The organism is Francisella sp. 19S2-4, from assembly GCF_036281795.1.
Classification (GTDB): Bacteria; Pseudomonadota; Gammaproteobacteria; order Francisellales; family Francisellaceae; genus Francisella.
Genome location: NZ_JAWUZH010000010.1, coordinates 1 through 15830, shown reverse-complemented (window position 1 = coordinate 15830; position 15830 = coordinate 1). Strand labels below are relative to the sequence as shown.

The following is a 15830-nucleotide window of genomic DNA, read 5'->3' as shown; positions in this document are numbered from 1 at the left end:
TTTCACCTTTATTTTTTGATTTTACAAATCGAGATTATTTCTTTTAAAAACTCTATCGGCTCTATAACTTGATCTAACCATTGGACCAGATGCTACTTCTAAGAATCCTTTCTCTAGACCAATTTTACGATATTCTTCAAATTGCTGTGGAGTTACAAATCTTTCTACACTTAAATGATGTCTCGTTGGCTGCATATATTGTCCAAGAGTAATAATATCTACTCCAGCCTCTCTAGCATCATCCATTGTTTGATAGATTTCTTCATCAGTTTCTCCAAGTCCAACCATGATACTAGTTTTAGTTAAGACATTTGGAGCTTTTTCTTTAACATATTTTAGAAAATCTAAAGTTTGTCTATAACCTGCCCTAGGATCGCGTACTGGATGAGTCAGACGCTCAACAGTTTCGATATTTTGAGCTATTACATCAACTTTAGTATTAATAATCTTATCAACATTTTGCTTAACTCCTGCAAAATCTGGAGTCAAAGCTTCCACTTTAATATTTTCATCAACATTTTTTATAGCTGTAATAGTCTCTGCATAATGTCCAGCACCACCATCTTCTAAGTCATCTCTATCTACAGATGTAAGTACAACATACTCTAAATTCATTAATCTAACACTTTCTGCTGTATTTTTAGGCTCATCTTTATCAAGCCATCCTTTAGGATTACCTGTATCTACAGAGCAAAATTTACACGCTCTAGTACACACAGCCCCCATTAACATAATTGTTGCTGTACCATGCGACCAACACTCGTTTATATTAGGACATCTTGCCTCTTCACAAACAGTGGCTAGTTTATGCTTTTTTGTAATAGATTTTACTTTTTGATATTCTTTAGAATCTTGTCTTTGTACTTTTAGCCACTCAGGCTTGCGTATTTGTACAGAGTTTTCTTTTTTATTTCTAATGCCATCTTTTACAGCATGAAAACCATGGTCAGTTGTATACTTATTACCACTTTCAACTTTTACTTTTATACTAGATATTTCTTTCATAATACTTACAGAATATTTGCTGAGAATATAATTTTTAGTACATTATAAAATAATAAACACTAATTATAAATATCTAGTTTTAGATTATATTATTTATAAATAATTATTAAGCAATAAATTTGAAGATGTTACAAAAAATCTTTACACTCTAATAGAATATGAAAAAACAACATGAGGATAACTATGCTATCAAAGAAACTATTAGGTGCTTTAAATGATCAATTTAATTATGAATTAGAATCTGCAAATATTTATTTAGCTATGGCTGGCTATACAGCAGACCTTGGCTTAGGAGGTTTTACAAACTGGTTTATGGCTCAATATGAAGAAGAACTTTTTCATGCTAAGAAAATCATGAAATTTATTAATGATAAAAATGGTCGTATTGAAGTCAAGCCTGTAGCAGCTCCACAAAATCATTTTAATTCTCTACTTGAAGTTTTTGAGGCGACTCTAAAACATGAGCAAGAAGTAAGTACTAAATTTTATGATCTTATGGATATAGCACTAGAAGAAAAAGAACACTCTACTAAAAGCTTCTTACAATGGTTTATTGATGAGCAAGTTGAAGAAGAAGTTACTGTTGGAGATATGATAAACAAAATTAAACTTGTTAAAGATAGTGGCCTATATTTATTAGACCAAGAAGCTGCTAAGAGAAATTTCAATGCTCCTTCTTTAAGTTAATCCATTATACAAAATCTATATTTCTTGCCTTCATATATTTTATCATTGCAAATGTTACAAAACATATAAAGATTCCAATTACTAATACTGTAGCTCCCATATTTAAAAAGTAATTTTGATATATTGTAGCACTTGCAAGAGTCGATACGCCATCTTTAGGTAAAGCAACAACTTGGTTTACTAAACCTGTAATAGAGTTTGATAATGAGCATGCTATATACCATGCCCCCATTGCAAAGCCCATAGTTTTAGAATCACAATATATTCCAATCATACTTAAACCAACAGCGCTTACAAATAATTCTGCTATTGAAAGTAAGACAAATGTAAGTCCAATATAATTACCATTTATAATACCTATTGAGGTATTTAAAAAAGCATAATATAGAACTAGTAGTGAAATTGCTGATAATAAAACTCCTACAGCAAATTGATACGGTATATAAAATCTCGGTATGAGAGGATAAATTTTAATTAATGCCATTCCACCAAAAATTATAATAATCGGATTTATTAAGTTATAACTTGCTGGTTTTACTGTTAATCCTAATAGATTTAAATCAGAGTTATTCTTAGCTAAAAGGATTAACGTCGAACCCATTTGATTATAAACAACAAAGAATACTACTGCTATTACAATTAGAAATAGTCCAATTATTTGCTTAATTCTTACCTCAGCTTTTAACCCAGTTACGGTTCTTAATAAGAAAGCTAACAAACAAATAATACTAATAGTGCCTAATATAACATTAGCCTGATTTGGAATTTGATAAAATATAAGAGTTAATACATAAGCTACTACTAGATATGAGACTACTATAAGTTTTGATTTATATGGCATAGATTCTTTATCAATTTTATCGACAACATTATCATACATTTCAAAACGATAATAAAAGTTTAGCGCTGCTATAGTCTTCCCAACAAAAACTATTGCTAAAATTGCTAAAGCTCCATATTTATAGCCTATCAATATCGGTGAAACAGTAAACGCTATTAAACTTCCTAAGTTTATCGCAATATAAAATGAAGTCATAGCTCCTTTAGCTGCTTTAAAATCTGTACTATATATTTTAGATACCATGCCTGAAGATGTCCCTAAAAATAAAGATGAACTAGCAGGAATTAAAGCATAAGAAAATATAAAAAACTCATTAGTATATTGAACAAAAAAACCACTTATAAAAATAAGCAAATAGCTAAAAGCCATAAGTAAGCTACCTAGTAGTATTGCTCTTCTTAGGCCTAAATACCTATCCGCTATATACCCACCTATCATCAAAATAGCATATCCCATAGCTTGACTAACCCCTTGGAATGAGTAGGCTTGATGTTCAGAAAAGCCTAAACCATAATGAGCCGTTGACTTAGTTAGATATAAAATTAATATAGATATAAGGCTATAAGTTGCAAACTGGCCCCAAAATGTAATAGCCGCGATTGTAAAGCTTTGCTTAGATTTTAGATCTTTAAACATTGTGTTTCCTAATGATAATAAATTTTATACTAATCTTTTTTTATAGAGAAATAAAATATAAATTAATATATTAGCTATTTTTTTAACTTCTCATTGTTATGTTTATCTAATTTCAATAAATGATATAATTAGTAAAAATATAAAAACCATACAAATAATTCACTATGAAAATATATTTGTACCATCACTGCCCCTTTTGTATAAAAGTAAGATTAGTTGCTGATTTAAGTAAACTAAATTATGAAATTATATTCCTAGCAAATGATGATGAAAAAGCACATATTGATAGAATTGGATCTAAACAAGTACCTTTCTTAGAAAAAAATGATGGTAGTTTTATCAAAGAAAGTGATGAAATATGTAAATATATAGCTAAACTACAAAATTTTAAAATAGACGAATCAACTATAGATAGCATCGTAAAAGAATATGTTGCTGATTTAGCTCCTCATTATCGTAGGGTCGTATATCCTCGTATACCTCATCATCCAGCTAATGAATGTGACTTTCCAACACAAAGTGCTAAAGATTATTTTATAAACAAAAAATCTCAATATATTGGCAACATGGATTCTCTACTAAAAAATCCTCCTTATGATTCAATCAAAGCCATAAATGCGTTATTAGAGAAAATCAATCCTTATATAAAAAGTCCTTTTATTAATGGTGAAAAATTTTCTTGGGATGATATCAATATTTTTCCAATATTTTTCATTTTAACAATGTCAAAAGGACTTATTGAAATACCTAGCAATATAGCTAATTATATAAAAGATATAGAAAGTAAAACAAACATAGAATTATATTAATATGATTATATCAGTAGACTCGATTGATAAAGTATTACCACAAACTCAATGTCAGAAATGCACTTATGAAGATTGTTATAGCTATGCAAAAGCCATAACAAATGGTGAAAAACATAATAAATGTATCACTGGTGGACAAAAAACTTTAAAAGAACTATCTAAACTATTAAATAAACCCGAAATACCTCTTGATATTTCATTGGGACAGGAAAAACCTCGTGCTATTGCAAAAATTGATGAATCAATGTGCATCGGCTGTATGAAGTGTATATTGGCTTGTCCTGTTGATGCAATATCTGGAACAAAGAAATTGATGCATACAGTTATCGAATCAGAATGCACAGGTTGTGAACTTTGTATTGAACCATGTCCTATGGACTGTATCTCTCTAGTAGATATTACAGAAGAAAGACAACCAGTAAATCTATCTGATGATGAGTATGAAACTCAAAAAGATTATTATCGTGATAGATATGAATTCCATAAACAACGAGTTGAACAATCAAAATCTAAGCAGCGCGATGTTTATAAAAATATTGCTACAGCTCAAGAAATGGATAAAAAAGCATATATAGCTGCTTCATTAACTAAATTTAGAAATAAAAAGAAAAAACCTAGCATCAATGAATAAGCAAAAAAGAATCCAAATCTTTGAGACTTGGAAACAAAATGATCCTAATCCAACTACAGAGCTTGAATATACTAGTAATTTCGAACTTTTAATAGCTGTAATTTTATCTGCACAAGCTACAGATGTTAGTGTTAATAAAGCAACTGAAGTTTTATATAAAGTTGCTAATACTCCTGAGCAGATATATGCTTTAGGAGAGCAAAAATTAGAAAAATATATAAAATCAATTGGACTTTATAAAACTAAGGCTAAAAATGTCATAGCTACATGCAAAGACTTGATTGAAAAGTTTAATAGTCAAGTTCCTGATAATTTTGATGATTTGATTTCCCTAGCAGGTGTTGGTAGAAAAACTGCGAATGTAGTTTTAAATACTGCCTTTGGGAAACCCACTATGGCAGTTGATACACATATTTTTAGATTAGCTAACCGTATCCCTCTGGCTAAAGGAAAAAATGTTAATGAAGTTGAGAAAAAACTTCTGCGGGTCATACCTAAAGAATATCTTCAAGATGCTCATCATTGGATAATATTACATGGCAGGTATATATGTACTGCTCAGAAACCAAAATGTAGAAATTGTATTATCTATGACTACTGTGAATTTAAAGATAAGGAAAAATACTTATGATTTTTTCTCAAGATAGACTTCAACTACGTAAACTTTTTATAGATAGCTGGAGTAAGTTTCAAAATAAACAATCTTTAACAGCAATCGAAGAGCAAATTGCTAGAATTATAGAACTACATCCAGAATATCAAAAACAGATTACTATAGATAATATAGACAGAGATTACTCTCCTGAAATGGGGCAAATAAACCCTTTTCTACATATAAGCCTACATCTAGCTATAATAGAGCAAGTTCAGACCAATCGCCCATTTGGTATAAATGAAACTTATTACAAACTAGTTAACAAATATAAGAATGATGAGCATAAAGTCCATCATATTATGATAGACTATTTAGCTGAAGAGATGTGGAAATCTCAAAAATATAATACTCTCCCTGATGAGAATGAATATTTATTAAAACTGCAAGAGTTACTACTTAAATAATATGAGAAAAAACATAAACATATCAAAAGTAAATATCCATTTCAAACAACCTAGAGGTTTACATATTATTGCTTTTATGGTTTTTTGTTTATGTTTAGCTATAGCTCCATCTATAACTGTTATGAGCCAATACGGTAAAATAGATTTATTCTATAATCGTGATGATCATCTTTTTGTAATATTTTTTGCAGGTATTTTTGGTTGTATTAGTAACTACTTTTTTGGATCAACTAAGTCAATAATTCATGGCTTACAATTTACAATTATTGCCGTTGCATTATCTTTAGTTAATAATATGCTTCTTTTTAGCTGTGCTGCTTTATGGATTGGAATTGCTACAGTTATTGTAAATCTCATGTTTAACTTAAGCTCTTTTTATCTAAAAACTGATTTACGTCGTTTATATGGCTTTATTGGAATATATTCAAGTGCACTACTAGGTATTGCTGTAGGTATTGCAATATATTTTCTAATTTTTAAAAATCTTTTTTATTTTAAAATATTCTACTTAGCCGTAATTATATTTTTATTAGTATTTTTCTTAAAAAATAGTTATAGATTAAATACATCACTAACAAACCAAACTGAAAGAATTAATATTAGCTTTTATGGTGTTCTTACTATATTTTTTATATTCTCGCTTATTCTTTTCTATTTATTTTTAAACTTAAATGTTTTTAGTAGCTTTAATCTAATCGTACTACCCTTATCACTGATATATTTACATATACTAACAATCACAAATAATAAAGAAAATGGTGCTCAACTCCTTAAATATATTTATTTTAGTTTAGCTCTTATTATTGTAAATAAAGTAATCTACCTTAATTTCTTAAAATATGAAAATGCTATAAATGCTATAAATTCTATAAATCCTGCATATTTAAACTCTTCAACAAGCACTCTGTTATTCCTTATAGCTGGGTATATTATGTGTCTTTTAATCTATGCAGGCTGGAGATTCAATCTTATTACATTAAAAATTGAGTCTATAATTAACACGAAACTAATTAAATCGATGTTATATATAGAATTTATTAGAGTTTTTATGATTACTATTGGTATTTTTTCTGCTAATGCATTGATTAGTAATCTTATGCTTATTTTTGCAACGTTATTAGCTTTAGTATTAAATGTTTTAATAATTCCTGTTTATTTTTCTCTTGGTAAAATATTAGCTGGTGGTAAAAATGAAACTGTTACTACTACTCTTTTATATCTAATATTTTCTTCATTAATATTCGTATCATTCTTATATGATATTTATATTAGTTTGTAAAATAAATTACTTGAAAAATTCTCATTAGATGTCATATTTAAGGATATAGTTTTATGGTATAATCATTCACTGATTAGATTTTATTTACATTATATAATACAAATTCAGAAGGAGAAAAAATGAATAATTTTGAAAACAACACTCGAGTAATAGATTCTCTATCGCAAGAGTCTGCTCTGAGAGCAAATAAAGTTCTTAGAAACACATACTGGTTACTATCAATGACTTTGTTATTTAGTGCTTTTACAGCATTCGTTTCTATGCACACTGGCGCGGCAATCATGAATCCTATTCTAATGTTAGTTGTTTATATAGGACTATTATTTGGTATTAATGCAACAAAAAACTCTCCTTGGGGTATCGTTTTAACTTTTGCATTAACAGGATTACTAGGATATTCACTAGGTCCAATATTGAACTTATATATCCAACAGTTTAAAAATGGTGCTGAATTAATAATGATGGCATTTGGTACTACTGGACTTATATTTTTAGGTTTATCTGCAATATCTATGAGCCCAGCTAGAAACTTCAATAGAGTTGGTTCATTCTGTGCTATAGGCGCGATTGTGGCTATTGTGGCTTTAGTATTAAATATTTTCTTACAAATACCTGCTTTAGGATTTGTGATATCACTAGTATTTGCATTTATCTCTGGTGGATTTATCTTATGGCAAACAAATGCTATTGTTAGAGGTGAGGAAACTAATTACATCTTAGCTACTGTAAACATTTATGTTTCACTATTTAATATCTTTGTAACTCTATTACAAATCTTTGGTGCTGTAGCTGGCGATAGAGACTAATTTATATTATCATTTATCTTATAATTTTTTAATCTAACATTTTCTAATGCTCAATAATCAAATATCTGCAAAAGATACTATTGTATCTAATGCTTATGGATCATCTTTTAGTATTTTATTTAATGAGTATCTAAAACAAAATAGTCAATTTAATCTAATAGTTACTGAAGATTCTCAACAAGCTCATAAAATATATAAAGAACTAAGATATCTAAATACTGAAAATTCAAACTTAGAAATACTATTTTTTCCTAATTTAGAAATACTTCCTTATGATAGATTCTCAGCAGCTATAGATATCATATCTAGACGCCAAGAAATATTACATAAATTAACCCAAAATTCTAGAAATACTCTCATTGTCACTAGTATATCAAATACTTTAAGAAAACTTGCTCCAGCTAAATTTATAAAAGAGCATAGCCTTATACTTAAAGCCGGTCAGACATTGGATATAACTAAACAAAAGATACTGCTAACTGAAGCTGGATACACTCTAGTAAACAACGTCTTTGAAAAAGGTGAGTTTAGTATTCGTGGTAGTATTATCGATATATTTCCAGTCGGTTCAAAAATAGCTTATAGAATAGATCTATTTGATGATGAAATCGATAGCATTAAAGAACTTGATACAGAGACCCAACGTTCTGGTAAAGAGTTAAAATCTATTAATATAATGCCTTCTCATGAATTTATTTATAATAATCAAAATATGAATCTAGCTTTAGAAAAACTAGAGTTATTCTGTGGTGAAAAAGCTCTTAATTCAACAATTGCAACCTATATAGAAAACAATGAATATTTTAGTGGTATAGAGTTTTATTTACCTTTATTTTATACAAAACTTACAAGTATTTTTTATTATCTACCTAATGCTACAAATATTCACCTTGTTGATAATATTAATAACTCTATTGAAGCTTTTATAGAAGAGGCTAAGTTTAGGTACAATGAGCTTAAGCACGATATTGATAGACCTATACTTCCATATCAAGAGCTGTTTTATTCACAAAAAGAAATCAAAGATACTTATGAGCAGTTTAATAATACCAGATGGTTTCAAGAAGCAAAATCTAAATCAAAAACCCTAAAAGTAAAGCATTTAGATAAAGTATCTGCAAATTACAAACTAGCAAATCCATTTAGAGATTTACAGCAACTTTTAGATAAATCTGAATTTAAAAAAGTAATTTTTTCTACTGATTCAAATGGTCGTGCTGAAGTTCTTTTGGAACACCTAAACAAGCTAAAATTAAATATACAAATTGCTAAAAACTTCGATGATGCTCTTAAACTTAAAGATAAATTTTGCTTAATTGTTTCACCTTTTCAAGAAGGCGTAATAATAGATGATAAGATTGCATTAATTACAGAAGTAGACTTATTTCCAGAGCATATTCAAAATACTGTCAAAATATCAGAGCATGATCATCACCCTACCGTTGATCTAAAAGATCTAACTGACCTAAAACCTGGTATGCATGTTGTACATATTGATCATGGTATTGGTAGATATGAAGGTTTAGAAAGTATTGAACTTAATGGTAAAAAAGATGAGTTTATATTACTTCTTTATGCAAATGATGCCAAAATTTATGTCCCAATAACATCATTAAATTTAATCTCTATTTATAATTCATCTCTGACCGAGAAAATAGCTTTAAATAAGCTTGGTTCAGATAAGTGGAAAAAGCAAAAAGAAAAAACTATCAAAAAAATTATTGATGTCGCAGCTAATCTTCTAGAAATATATGCTAAAAGAGAAATGCGTCAAGGTTTTAGTAACTCACTAGATGAAGAAGATTATCTAAGATTTTGTGCTGATTTTCCTTATGAAGAAACTCCTGACCAACTTTTGGCAATTAATGATGTTTTTAAAGATATGATTTCAGCTAAGCCTATGGATAGACTTATATGTGGAGATGTTGGCTTTGGTAAAACTGAAATTGCAATGCGAGCAGCATATCTGGCAACTCAAAACCAAAAGCAAGTCGCTATTTTAGTACCAACTACTATTCTAGCTCAACAGCATTATAATAGTTTTAAAGATAGGTTTACTAACACAGCTGTAAATATTGAAGTTATTACTCGCTCTAAAACAGCAAAAGCGCAAGAAGAGCTCTTTGAGAATCTTAAAAAAGGTAGTGTTGATATAATTATTGGTACACATAAATTAATCTCATCAAAGATAGATTTTAAAAATCTAGGTTTATTGATCATTGACGAAGAACATCGTTTTGGTGTAGCGCAAAAAGAGAAATTAAAATCACTAAAAGCTGAAATAGATATATTAACAATGTCAGCAACACCAATTCCTCGAAGTTTAAGTATGGCATTTTCAGCACTAAGGGATTTATCGATTATAGCCTCACCACCAGCAAAACGTCTATCTGTTAAGACTTTTGTTAAAGAATATGATACTAATATTATTCGTGAAGCAGTAAGTCGTGAAACTATACGTGGTGGACAAATCTTTTATTTATATAATAAAGTAGAAACTATAGAGAAGAAAAAAGAAATTCTTCAAGAATTATTCCCTCGTTTAAGAATAGCAATAGCTCACGGTCAAATGAGTGAAAAAGAAATCCAAAAAGTTATGTTTGATTTTAAACATAATAAATATCATATCCTACTTTGTACTACAATTATTGAGACAGGAATTGATATTCCAAATGCTAATACTCTAATTATTGAAAATGCTAACAACCTAGGACTTGCACAACTCCATCAACTAAGAGGTCGTGTTGGTAGAGCACATCACCAAGCTTATGCCTATATGCTAATACCTAATGAAGCTAGCATAACTAAAGATGCTATTAAAAGACTAGAAGCAATAGGAAATACAGAATCTTTAGGTGGTGGTTTTACCTTAGCTAATCATGATTTAGAGATTCGTGGTGCTGGCGAGATTTTAGGTAAAGAACAAAGTGGAAATATTGATGGTATCGGTTTAAATCTTTATATGGATCTTCTAGATAAAACTATCGCTAATCTAAAAGCTGGTAAAAAACTTCATATTGAAGAAGTAATAAATTCCACCATTTGTGAAGTTGAGCTTAATATTCCTACACTAATACCTGATTATTATATCTATGATGTAAATACCCGATTAAATATTTATAAAAGAATATCAAAAGCTGATCATAAAGATTTAATAAATATCAAAATTGAACTTATTGATCGCTTTGGAAGACTACCTCTAGAAGTTACATATCTTCTAAAAGTTGCTCATATAAAGATAGATGCTATTGCACTAGGTATTGGTCAAATCAAAATGTTTGCTACTTCAGGAAAAATTAGTTTCTCAGATATTAATAAATTTGAACCACAAAAAATAATAAAACTACTACAATCTCAACCAGCGGATTTTAGACTTACCAAAGACCAAGATTTATTAATTACAAAAGCTACAAAAACTGCCGAGCAAAGAATTGAGTTTGTTGAGATTTTTTTAAGAAAGATAGCTTAACTAATATACAAAATATTGTAAATAAGATCTCTAAAGAGTTTTATTTGTAATATCAAAAACTTTGACATCTATTGATAAGCTCTCTCCACCGCCACCACGATAGATTGTTCCTGTTGTTGGTGTAGCATCAATATACGTTCTACCACAAGCTATACGTACATGATCGCTATTTACTTCGCAACCATTTGTGGGATCATAGCCTACCCAACCAATCCATGGAATATAAACTTCAACCCATGCATGAGTAGCATCACTCATAGCAGTATTATTATAATGTCCGCCATTGAATATATAACCAGTACGATAACGAGCTGGTATACCTAAGAGCCTCGCTAGACAAATAAATAAATTTGAAAAATCTTGACAAACTCCTTGTCTAGTAACATAAACATCATATGCAGTAGTTGTAAAATTAGTAGAACCTGAAACATATCTATATTCATAATAAATGGTCCTATTTATATCATCTAGTACTGCCATAATATCACTGTCATTTCTTTTTACAAATGAGACTGCATATTCCATTAATTCCTCAAGCTGAGTTTGTGGTAGCTCTACAGATAATAAATATGGTGTCATCATTTGTCTTTGCCACGGCATCCATGTTATTGGCATCGTTGTACGCGTGCTTATAGATCTTTTGCGTACGCTATGATCAGTACTTATAGCAACTTTTGTTTTCATTTCTATTGTAAATTCTTTATAAGGTTCTTTAGTCTTTAAAAAGACAACATCATTGCCAAAAACATCTGTATATTCTTCTTGTTCACATGCTACAGATACATTAAGATCATAATTAAGTATTCTCTGTTTTGTATCCACAATTGGTTTCATACGAACATTATGTTTACTTAAACTTACGGGAAGCTCATAGGTATATTTTGTGGTATGAATAATCTCCAAAATTCTTTCTGAGACTTTAAGCATCTTATTCTCGATAGGAACATTTAACTGCTCGGGTTGATACTTATGTCCTCCAAAATTGCTACTATTTTTATCACTATTCCATACAATACGCCCATGAGAAGCTACTACCATTTGACCTGGTAATAATTTTCTCCATGTATCTTTTACATTATTATTATTTGAAAATATAGTATAAGTCCTAAGTCCATCCTCATATAAACCTGTAGCTATATTTATATAACCAATATCTAAATTATTACTATTTGTTGGAGGAAAAAATTTCTGATAATAAATTGGATTAAAATCATTTTTATCTTGATAAACTATTGTTATATCACCATTAGATAGAACTAAGTTTACCTGCCCTGCTTCATTGACTTGTTTTAATAGATCATATAGGTAAAAAAGATTATCATCATCTAACTCCCTAATATTTTTCTTTCTTAGCTGAGATAAAATCCAACATAATATATATTCAGAATCTGTTTTACCTACAGGCTCATAGTCAGAAAAACTTAGACATAACGTACTTTGATACATTCTATTCAAATCACCATTATGAACAAGAGTCCATTCCTTACCAGCATGTGGCTTCATAAAAGGCTGAAGATTTAAGTTAGTTTTATCAAACAAACTATGACTATAAATATGTCCAATAAAAGTACTCGAACAAAAGTTAGGATTATCTTCAAAAAAAGTACTTAAAGAATCTACATTCTCAACATAACTATCTTTTAAAATTGAAACAGCATTATGATCATCACTATACCAACCAATACCCCACATAAACTCTTGTAAAGTTGTTGCATCATCTGCTAAAAAATTAATTCGTGGAGATATCGGACAATCTGACGATATAGCTAAAATATTACTAAACATTAAATATTTTTCCTTTTATTTCTATCCTTCTAGCATTGCTATATAGAAGTCCACATCAGATATAAAGAATTCTTTTGAGATAATAGTTGTGAGTTCTGCCATTGAATTTATTAGATAAGTAATAAACTCATGGTTTCTTTCTAGTAAAGATTCTGTAGAATTTCTTTCAAAATATTTTATTATTTCTTCTACTTTTGTTCTTGATCGCATACCTACTCCAGTTGAGTGATATGACACTCTTTTCAATACAGCAAGACAATCATTTAAACAGAAAGCTATAGTTCTAGGATAATCATCAGATTTTAGCAAAAATTCTGCTACATCTTTTCTATTAATATCTAAATCTGCTTTGCGCATAAATGCATCTTTAGACATTGTATTTAATAACATTTCTTGCCAATATTGAGATTCATCCATACTTTCATTTTTTGATGCAAGACTAATATCCCTTTGATGATGAATATCACCAAGTCTTAATGTAAAGTCAACTCTCTCAATAAGCATACCTAACTTCATAAAATTATAGGTATCATTTCTTAAAATAAAGTTATGATAAAATCCTATCCATAAAAAACAAAACTTAATAATTTTCTTACAAAAATCATCTAGATTTACCATAGAAAATCTATGTGTTTCAGCTGAGTTGATCCATAACCATAGCTCATTTATCTCTTCCCACATATCTGCAGCAATTAGATCTCTAATTATCCTAGCATTTTCACGCGCTGAAGATAATGATGAATATATCGAAAATGGATTTTCTTTATCCCAAATTAAAAATTCTTGAATCTTTTTAGCATTAGATATTGCACTATAACCACACTTCTTAATAAACTCATCTTTACACCCTAATACAACTATCAAAGGGTACCAAATATCTTCTGCATCTCCATATATCTCAAGCTCTACATTATATGCAACATTTATAGCGTTAGTTAACATTTGAACTCTTTCTATATTTCTACTCAACCAAAAACAATTCTCTGCTGTACGAGATATCATCATTTTTTATCTCTCCCTAAAACCCATGTATCTTTTGAACCACCACCTTGACTAGAATTTACAACATATGATCCCTCTTTAAGAGCCACCCTTGCTAGTCCTCCTGGTAACACCCACGTGTCCTTACCTGTAACTAAAAATGCTCTTAAATCTACCCTTCTAGGCACTACTTTTCCATTTATAAATGTTGGACTTGTAGATAACTCAACTAATGGTTGAGCAATATAAGCTCTTGGTTTTTCTTTTATTTTAACTGCAAATTCTTGTAGCTCTTCAGCTGTAGCTTGAGGTCCAATTAGCATACCATAGCCACCAGAACCATTAGCCTCTTTAACAACTAATTTATCAAGATTACTTAAAACATAATTTCTATCATTCTCTTCGCTACAAAAAAATGTTTTAACTTGAGCTAGTATTGGTTTTTCATTGAGATAATATTCAATCATTTTATGAACATATGGATATATTGCCTTATCATCTGCTATACCATTACCTACAGCATTTGCTAGAACAACATTACCAGCCTTATATGCTTCGATTATGCCAGGTACACCTAGCATACTTTCTGGATTAAAAAACTCAGGGTCTAAAAATTTATCATCTATGCGTCTATAAATTACCGTTACAAGTTTAGGTCCTTTAGTTGTCTTAAGATAGACATAATTATTATGTACAAATAGATCTGAACCTTGGACTAATTTACATCCCATCTTACGAGCTAAATAACTATGCTCAAAATATGCCGAATTATACTGTCCTGGAGTCAATACTACACTTAAACCTTTTTTGCCATCTACAACTGGAAATATGCTTGAAAGAGCTTTTCTTAATTCAGTTGGGTAATCTACTACTTTTTTGATGTTAGTATTTGCAAAAGCCTCTGGAAGTACTTTAATTAAAGAATTACGATTTTCTAAGACATAAGATACTCCTGAAGGAGTTCTTACATTATCTTCTAGAACCATAAAACCACTTTCATCTTTAATAAGATCAAGCCCAGCTATATGACAATATACCCCGTGAGGCGGCTTTACACCTCTCATTTCTGGGAGATATTCTTCAGATGATTCTACAAGTTCTCTAGGAATCACACCATCTTCAAGTATTTTCTGATCACTATATATATCATTTAAGAAAGCATTTAATGCTTTAAGTCTCTGTTTCAACCCCTTCTCAAGCTCTTGCCATTCTTTTTTGGAAATTACTCTTGGAATTAAGTCAAATGGAAAAATCTTTTCTGTGCCTTCACTATTATTATAAACTGTAAATGTAATACCATTTTTCAAAAAAGATGCATCAACAAACTTTTGCTTTTCATATAATGATTCTTCACTTAACTCATCTATAGTTTTAATTGCTTGATAAACATCATTTCGTACATTTCCTTCGCTAGAAAAAATTTCATCATATACTCCATGATAAGGAGTATAACCAGAAAAAACACTATTACTAGACATTTATAAGAAGTCTCCAACTAAAATAACTTAATAAATTCATAGTATTATAAATACCTACTTTTGTACACAAAAACTTCTATCGTAATAGTTTTTAGTTTGGCATAATTAGGTTACTTTCTCCGTAAATTAAATCCTTTTATATAAGTCTAAATTATTAATTAATATAAAAAATCTAATGATTAAGTTTTACATTACTAATAGTTCTTCTTAGATAAATTAGTTGTTCTAACTCTTTTTATTTTTATAGATAATTAATACCGCTTTAACTTCATATAGACGTTAGGTAGCATTAAAAGACTGTTGAATAAATCTTTCAATTTCTATGAATAGGAATATTTTTGCTATTTTTAGTAAAAACTTAGCC

The 15830-nt window shown here is 29.4% G+C and carries 13 protein-coding genes; 8 read left to right on the top strand and 5 right to left on the bottom strand.

The window, feature by feature from the left end:
• Nucleotides 1–21: 21 nt before the first annotated feature.
• Complete coding sequence (gene lipA, locus R8535_RS03480; RefSeq protein ID WP_329496659.1) at nucleotides 22–1005, bottom strand: lipoyl synthase; 984 nt, start codon at nucleotides 1003–1005, stop codon at nucleotides 22–24.
• Nucleotides 1006–1188: 183 nt separating this feature from the next.
• Here lipA and R8535_RS03475 point away from each other — a divergent pair, with 183 nt between their 5' ends.
• Nucleotides 1189–1692 (top strand): ferritin, encoded by a 504-nt coding sequence (locus tag R8535_RS03475; protein WP_329496661.1) that lies wholly within the window; start codon nucleotides 1189–1191, stop codon nucleotides 1690–1692.
• 4 nt (nucleotides 1693–1696) lie between these two features.
• Here the strand turns inward: R8535_RS03475 and R8535_RS03470 are convergent, their stop codons facing one another.
• Nucleotides 1697–3169 carry a peptide MFS transporter gene (locus tag R8535_RS03470; protein ID WP_329496663.1) on the bottom strand — a complete coding sequence of 491 codons (1473 nt, stop codon included), beginning with the start codon at nucleotides 3167–3169 and terminating at the stop codon, nucleotides 1697–1699.
• 164 nt (nucleotides 3170–3333) lie between these two features.
• Between R8535_RS03470 and grxB the strand changes: the two genes are divergently transcribed.
• The 7 genes from grxB to mfd all read left to right on the top strand — a co-directional run bounded on the left by grxB (nucleotide 3334) and on the right by mfd (nucleotide 11222).
• Nucleotides 3334–3978 (top strand): glutaredoxin 2, encoded by a 645-nt coding sequence (gene grxB, locus R8535_RS03465; RefSeq protein ID WP_329496665.1) that lies wholly within the window; start codon nucleotides 3334–3336, stop codon nucleotides 3976–3978.
• Nucleotide 3979: 1 nt separating this feature from the next.
• Nucleotides 3980–4609, top strand: a complete 630-nt coding sequence (locus R8535_RS03460; RefSeq protein WP_329496668.1) for an RnfABCDGE type electron transport complex subunit B — start codon at nucleotides 3980–3982, stop codon at nucleotides 4607–4609.
• Nucleotides 4602–5240: an endonuclease III gene (nth, locus tag R8535_RS03455; RefSeq protein WP_329496669.1), complete on the top strand. Its 639-nt coding sequence runs from the start codon at nucleotides 4602–4604 to the stop codon at nucleotides 5238–5240. Before R8535_RS03460 ends, nth begins: the two co-directional genes overlap by 8 nt.
• Entirely contained in the window at nucleotides 5237–5668 is a 432-nt protein-coding gene (locus R8535_RS03450) for a DUF1841 family protein (RefSeq protein ID WP_329496671.1), read from the top strand. The genes nth and R8535_RS03450 overlap by 4 nt, the downstream gene beginning before the upstream one ends.
• A gap of 1 nt (nucleotide 5669) precedes the next feature.
• Nucleotides 5670–6947: a hypothetical protein gene (locus R8535_RS03445; protein WP_329496672.1), complete on the top strand. Its 1278-nt coding sequence runs from the start codon at nucleotides 5670–5672 to the stop codon at nucleotides 6945–6947.
• 119 nt (nucleotides 6948–7066) lie between these two features.
• The gene (locus R8535_RS03440; protein ID WP_329496673.1) at nucleotides 7067–7753 is read left to right on the top strand and encodes a Bax inhibitor-1/YccA family protein; all 687 of its coding nucleotides are present in this window, start codon (nucleotides 7067–7069) and stop codon (nucleotides 7751–7753) included.
• Between the two features lie 46 nt (nucleotides 7754–7799).
• Entirely contained in the window at nucleotides 7800–11222 is a 3423-nt protein-coding gene (gene mfd / locus R8535_RS03435) for a transcription-repair coupling factor (protein WP_329496675.1), read from the top strand.
• Nucleotides 11223–11252: 30 nt separating this feature from the next.
• Here mfd and R8535_RS03430 read toward each other — a convergent pair whose 3' ends face one another.
• Genes R8535_RS03430 through R8535_RS03420 form a run of 3 tightly spaced genes read right to left on the bottom strand, consistent with a single transcriptional unit; the run spans nucleotide 11253 to nucleotide 15466 of the window.
• On the bottom strand, nucleotides 11253–13007 hold the full coding sequence (locus R8535_RS03430) for a class II glutamine amidotransferase (RefSeq protein WP_329496677.1): 1755 nt from the start codon (nucleotides 13005–13007) through the stop codon (nucleotides 11253–11255).
• A gap of 21 nt (nucleotides 13008–13028) precedes the next feature.
• Complete coding sequence (locus R8535_RS03425) at nucleotides 13029–14009, bottom strand: alpha-E domain-containing protein (RefSeq protein WP_329496685.1); 981 nt, start codon at nucleotides 14007–14009, stop codon at nucleotides 13029–13031.
• Nucleotides 14009–15466: a circularly permuted type 2 ATP-grasp protein gene (locus R8535_RS03420; RefSeq protein WP_329496679.1), complete on the bottom strand. Its 1458-nt coding sequence runs from the start codon at nucleotides 15464–15466 to the stop codon at nucleotides 14009–14011. The genes R8535_RS03425 and R8535_RS03420 overlap by 1 nt, the downstream gene beginning before the upstream one ends.
• Nucleotides 15467–15830: the final 364 nt, after the last annotated feature.

Excerpts from the sequence above, each read along its gene's own strand:
- lipA (WP_329496659.1), bottom strand. The coding sequence starts at position 1,005 with ATGAAAGAAATATCTAGTATAAAAGTAAAAGTTGAAAGTGGTAATAAG.
- R8535_RS03475 (WP_329496661.1), top strand. The coding sequence starts at position 1,189 with ATGCTATCAAAGAAACTATTAGGTGCTTTAAATGATCAATTTAATTAT.
- R8535_RS03470 (WP_329496663.1), bottom strand. The coding sequence starts at position 3,169 with ATGTTTAAAGATCTAAAATCTAAGCAAAGCTTTACAATCGCGGCTATT.
- grxB (WP_329496665.1), top strand. The coding sequence starts at position 3,334 with ATGAAAATATATTTGTACCATCACTGCCCCTTTTGTATAAAAGTAAGA.
- R8535_RS03460 (WP_329496668.1), top strand. The coding sequence starts at position 3,980 with ATGATTATATCAGTAGACTCGATTGATAAAGTATTACCACAAACTCAA.
- nth (WP_329496669.1), top strand. The coding sequence starts at position 4,602 with ATGAATAAGCAAAAAAGAATCCAAATCTTTGAGACTTGGAAACAAAAT.
- R8535_RS03450 (WP_329496671.1), top strand. The coding sequence starts at position 5,237 with ATGATTTTTTCTCAAGATAGACTTCAACTACGTAAACTTTTTATAGAT.
- R8535_RS03445 (WP_329496672.1), top strand. The coding sequence starts at position 5,670 with ATGAGAAAAAACATAAACATATCAAAAGTAAATATCCATTTCAAACAA.
- R8535_RS03440 (WP_329496673.1), top strand. The coding sequence starts at position 7,067 with ATGAATAATTTTGAAAACAACACTCGAGTAATAGATTCTCTATCGCAA.
- mfd (WP_329496675.1), top strand. The coding sequence starts at position 7,800 with ATGCTCAATAATCAAATATCTGCAAAAGATACTATTGTATCTAATGCT.
- R8535_RS03430 (WP_329496677.1), bottom strand. The coding sequence starts at position 13,007 with ATGTTTAGTAATATTTTAGCTATATCGTCAGATTGTCCGATATCTCCA.
- R8535_RS03425 (WP_329496685.1), bottom strand. The coding sequence starts at position 14,009 with ATGATATCTCGTACAGCAGAGAATTGTTTTTGGTTGAGTAGAAATATA.
- R8535_RS03420 (WP_329496679.1), bottom strand. The coding sequence starts at position 15,466 with ATGTCTAGTAATAGTGTTTTTTCTGGTTATACTCCTTATCATGGAGTA.